The 4,437-nt window shown below is 64.5% G+C and carries 4 protein-coding genes; all 4 read right to left on the bottom strand.

Translation table 11 applies throughout. The features are described from left to right. Window positions 1-143: 143 nt before the first annotated feature. Genes QZY48_RS03175 through QZY48_RS03160 form a run of 4 tightly spaced genes read right to left on the bottom strand, consistent with a single transcriptional unit; the run spans window position 144 to window position 4,132 of the window. Window positions 144-920 (bottom strand): glycosyltransferase family 2 protein, encoded by a 777-nt coding sequence (locus QZY48_RS03175; RefSeq protein WP_295427609.1) that lies wholly within the window; start codon window positions 918-920, stop codon window positions 144-146. Next, complete coding sequence (locus QZY48_RS03170; RefSeq protein WP_295427606.1) at window positions 917-1,702, bottom strand: 1-acyl-sn-glycerol-3-phosphate acyltransferase; 786 nt, start codon at window positions 1,700-1,702, stop codon at window positions 917-919. The genes QZY48_RS03175 and QZY48_RS03170 overlap by 4 nt, the downstream gene beginning before the upstream one ends. Before the next feature lie 49 nt (window positions 1,703-1,751). Next, on the bottom strand, window positions 1,752-2,792 hold the full coding sequence (locus QZY48_RS03165; RefSeq protein ID WP_295427603.1) for a hypothetical protein: 1,041 nt from the start codon (window positions 2,790-2,792) through the stop codon (window positions 1,752-1,754). After that, complete coding sequence (locus QZY48_RS03160) at window positions 2,789-4,132, bottom strand: FAD-dependent oxidoreductase (protein WP_295427602.1); 1,344 nt, start codon at window positions 4,130-4,132, stop codon at window positions 2,789-2,791. Before QZY48_RS03160 ends, QZY48_RS03165 begins: the two co-directional genes overlap by 4 nt. Window positions 4,133-4,437 lie beyond the last annotated feature (305 nt).

The following is a 4,437-nucleotide window of genomic DNA, read 5'->3' as shown; positions in this document are numbered from 1 at the left end:
GTCGTTGTCGTTGCCGAGGTTATCGTAGCGCCCCGGATTCTCTCCGACCTCGAAGTGCATCGCTTATCCGATTACGATTACGACAACGACAACGACAACGACCGCGATGTCAAAAGCATTCCCTGGTGAACTTGATTAGGTTATCAGCGAACCGTTTCCCAGCGGCGCCGCAGCAGCGCGGGCAGGCGCCGCAGGAAACCCAGCAGCAGCCGTGTGTGCATCCAGGTCAGCAGGGCGTTGTCGCGCAGATAGTTGAAGTGAGAAACACCACCCTGGTCGGCGCGCAGATAGGTCACCGGGGCGGGCCGGTTGATGGGGCGTACACCGCACCAGCACAGGCAGACCGCCGCCTCGGGATCGAAATCGAAGCGGCGCATCCAGCGCCGCGCGTGCATCACCCGACACAGGGGTGCGATGGGATAGACGCGGAAACCGTAGAGCGAGTCGCCGATGCCCAGCCACAGGGTTTCCAGGTTGGCAAACCAGTTCGATACCTTGCGTCCCTGGACCCGCAGTCTCGGTGCGTCGGCGTCGAACCTCGGCACGCCCAGCACCATCGCGTCCAATGCCCCCATGGAAGTCGCCATGAAGTCAGGGATGGCCGCGGCCGGATGCTGGCCGTCCGCGTCCATGGTGAGGGCATGGGTGAAGCCGGCACTCGCGGCCAGCTCCAGGCCATGCAGAACCGCTGCGCCCTTGCCGCTGTTTACGGGTAACACGAACACCCGCAGCCCGGGGTCGCCTGCCGCCATTGCCTGGAGGCCCGCGGCGGTCCCGTCAGTGCTGCCGTCCACGACCACCCACACGGGTGTCCATTGCCGACGGGCCGTGCGCACCACCTCATAGACCAGGGCGCCGGAGTCGTAGCTGGGGATCAGCACCAGATGGGTGCCGCTGATGGGCGAGGCGGGCGGTATCATGACGGCCCGGGCCCGGCGGATGCTGCTTGCGCACGGCGTCCGGCAGCAGGCGGCAGGGAGCCATTGCGCAATTGATCGCCGAAATAACGCTCCAGTTCCGCGGTCAACTCACTGGCCTGTTGCGGGGGCGCGAAGCGGCGGCCCAGCCGGATGCGATAGGTGATAGGCAGCGTGGGACGGCGCCACAATGGCCAGCCCTTGCTGAGAAAGGCCGAATCGCTCTCGATGAATACCGTCTGGATCGGCACCCGGGCCCGACCGGCGATGAGAGCGGCCACCGGCGTGCAGGCGTTGACGGGCCAGCGGGTGGTGCGGGTGCCTTCAGGAAACAGCAACAGGTGACTGCCGTTTTTCAGCTCGGCGATGGCCTGCTTGATCATGCTCAGCGGTGCATCGTTGCGGATGTAACCGGCCAGCCGGGCGCTGGCACCCAGGAAGACGTTGTCGACGATGTCCACCTTCATGATACAGGCGAGGTCGGAAAGCCGCGACATCACCAGCAGGGCATCGAGCAGGCCGGGGTGGTTGGGCGCGATCACCAGCGGCGGCTCACCGCGCAAGGCATCGAGGGCCTGGATATCGAAGCGGCAGGCACCAACCAACCCCAGGATACCGAGATAAGCGCGACACATGACCGTGATCGCCCAACGGCCAAGCGGGTTGGCCAGGGACTTCGGTAAGACATCATGCAGCGGTATCGCCAGCAATGACCACACCAGCGACATCACACCGAGGACGCCCAGACCGAACCACAGCGCAACGTATTCGTACGCGCACCGCATAGCGCGCCCGCACCATCCCGGCGATAAGCTCAGGTCGCGGCTGCGGCTCTTAGCCGGGGGCAATGGCATGACCGCCGGAGGCCTCGATCTCGACCAGCAGGTCCGTGCGGCAGACATCGGCCTGCAAGAACACGGCCGCCACCGGGGCGCCGATGAATTCCAGCAATGCGCGGCGCACGCTGAGCAAGTCTCCAGCGTATCGGATATACACCTTATAGGCGAGATCGCGGAGCCGAAATCCGGCGCGCGGGGCGCGGCGGTTCGCTTCTGCGACGACGGCCGCGATGTTGTGGAGCGATTCGCGTGTCTGCGCGTCCACATCGCCCGCGTGCAGGGTCTGATGACCGACGATACTGGCCGTACCGGAAATGAACAGCAGGTCGCGCCCCCGCAGGTTGACCAGTGACGCGCGCGAGAACGTCGGGCTGCGGGGGCCGTATTGATTGGGGTAGTCGTAGGCACTGATCTGACGAGGGTTTTCTATGCCCAGCGGGTCCGCGCGGGCCGCCAGGAAGGCCACCTGAAGGGCCGCGCCGGCGCTGCCCAGCGCGCAGGCGGCCGGCACGTTGCCGATGACGCTGCGGCCGTGCGAAAGGAACGCATCCTGACGGCCGATGTTGAACTGGCGATAACGCTCCAGGTGGTGACTGACGCTGTTGACCCCGGGGAAATAGTTCCAACAGCGCAGGATGGCGTGGTAGCCGCGGGATTGGATCAGTTCAAAAATGGATTCGTAGGCGGCCTGGGTCGCGGCCTGCAGGGGCGCGCGGACATCCCCGGGCGTCACCGCGGTCGTTTCGTCGAGCGTCAGACAGCCGAACAGCAAGGTGTCACCCTCACGGTAACGGATGCCCTGATGCCGACCGGACCTCAGTACCTCCGCGGTGGACCAGACCTCGCAGATGGCGTCCTGCCCCTCCAACAAGGGCATGTCCACCGCCAGGAGCGGCAACCCCGCGGCCTCATCGGCAATGGCGGGGTGGGAAAAACAGACGCCGCCGAGCGCGCCGGGCCGGTCGTCCCGGGCCGGTTGCGCAAGCCGCGCAACGGGGAGGTACTCCAGCCGCAGGATATCCCCGGGAGGCGTCATCGGCAGCCGATCTCTTGCGTATCCTCGACGTAACGGACATTCACCTTGCGCTGCCGCCAGGCCATGAGCGTAGACTTCAGGTTCGACAGGGCGGACAGGTAATAGATCACCTTGAACGCAAAGACCGAGCGCCAGATCGGCGTGTTGCCGAAGATGTCGCCGGCCAGGACCGACAGCAACGCCTCCTTGACCCGGAAAACATTGCGCGGTGCCATAAACATGTCGCGCATGGTGGGGCTGGTGATGCGGTAGATAAACCAGGAGAATTCCTTGGGTCCGTGCTTGATGGCGCGATCGAACGCCTGCAAGGCCTGGGCCGCCTGCGCCGGTTCACGCAGGCACGTATCCGCCGCTGCGGCGCCGGCGAAGGCGCTCTGCATGGCGAGCAGGACGCCGGACGAGAACACCGGATCGATGAAGGCGTAGGCATCGCCAAGCAGCAGCCAGTTGGCGCCGTGGGTGCGGTCGCAGGTATAGGAGAAATTGCCCGTGGCCTCGACCGGCGACACCAGTTCGGCGCCCTGCAGCCGCTCCGCGAGGGCGGGGCACAGGGGGATGAGATCCAGGAAGAACTCGCGCACCGGCTTGGTGCGGCTCTTCATATAATAGGGCCAGGTGACGACCCCGACGCTGGTCGCGCCGTCGGCGAGCGGAATGAACCAGAACCACCCATGCGCGAACCAGAAGATGGTGATGTGACCCTCCTTGCGGCCCGCGTGCCGTTGCGCGCCCTTGAAGTGGGCATATAGGGATGAGCTGTTGTGCTTGGGGTTGCGGTGCTTGGCCTTGAATTGGTTGCCGAGAAAGGTGTCGCGGCCGGATGCATCGATGAGGAAGCGGCAGTGCCAGGTCTGGGTACGGCCATCGTCATGCTCCGCCCGTACCATGGCACCCGCCTCGTGCGGGAGGAATTCTACATTGCGGACCCGACAACCCTCGATCACGTCGGCGCCCTTACGCCCGGCATTGCGGATCAGGATCTCGTCGAACTGCGAACGGCGCACCTGGTAGGCGTGCGGCATCGACTTGTCCCAGGCCTCGGCGAACTCGAATGACTGACTGTGGTCGTGCCAGGGGGAGACGAATTCGGCTCCCCATTTCGGCATGCCGATCGCCTCCACCGCGGCACGTACGCCCAGTTTGTCGAATAACGGCAGGTTGGCCGGCAGCAGCGATTCGCCGACGTGGAAGCGGGGATGGTGCGCCCTTTCCAGCACGGTGACCCGATGGCCTTTCTCGGCCAGCAGGGTGGCCGCGGTGGCACCGGCCGGCCCCCCGCCGATCACCAGGACGTCACAGGATTGATCGGCGTGATTGGTTGGTATCAGATCAGACGGCATGGCAATTCTCCCCCGTTGCGCGGTTGACGGCACAACCTCGCGGAGGTCTCGCCGCATGGACGAAAAATCAGACGAATGTCAATGGACTGAGCAATCCGACTCCGGAGGCGCCGATAATTGTATCATAAAAAACGACGGCCGTTTCCCTTATACCACAAGCCGGGTGCGATCAGAACTGATGTGTTAACGTACATGTCGTAGGGTGCGCGCTGCGTACCCTACAGCTACCGGACGGTCTCACGGACCGGGCGTCGTTGTCGTTGTCGTTGTCGTTGTCGTTGTCGGATTATTCGATTACGACAACG

This window comes from uncultured Thiodictyon sp. (genome assembly GCF_903828115.1).
Taxonomy (GTDB): Bacteria; Pseudomonadota; Gammaproteobacteria; order Chromatiales; family Chromatiaceae; genus Thiodictyon.
This window is presented reverse-complemented; position numbering and strand designations above follow the sequence as displayed.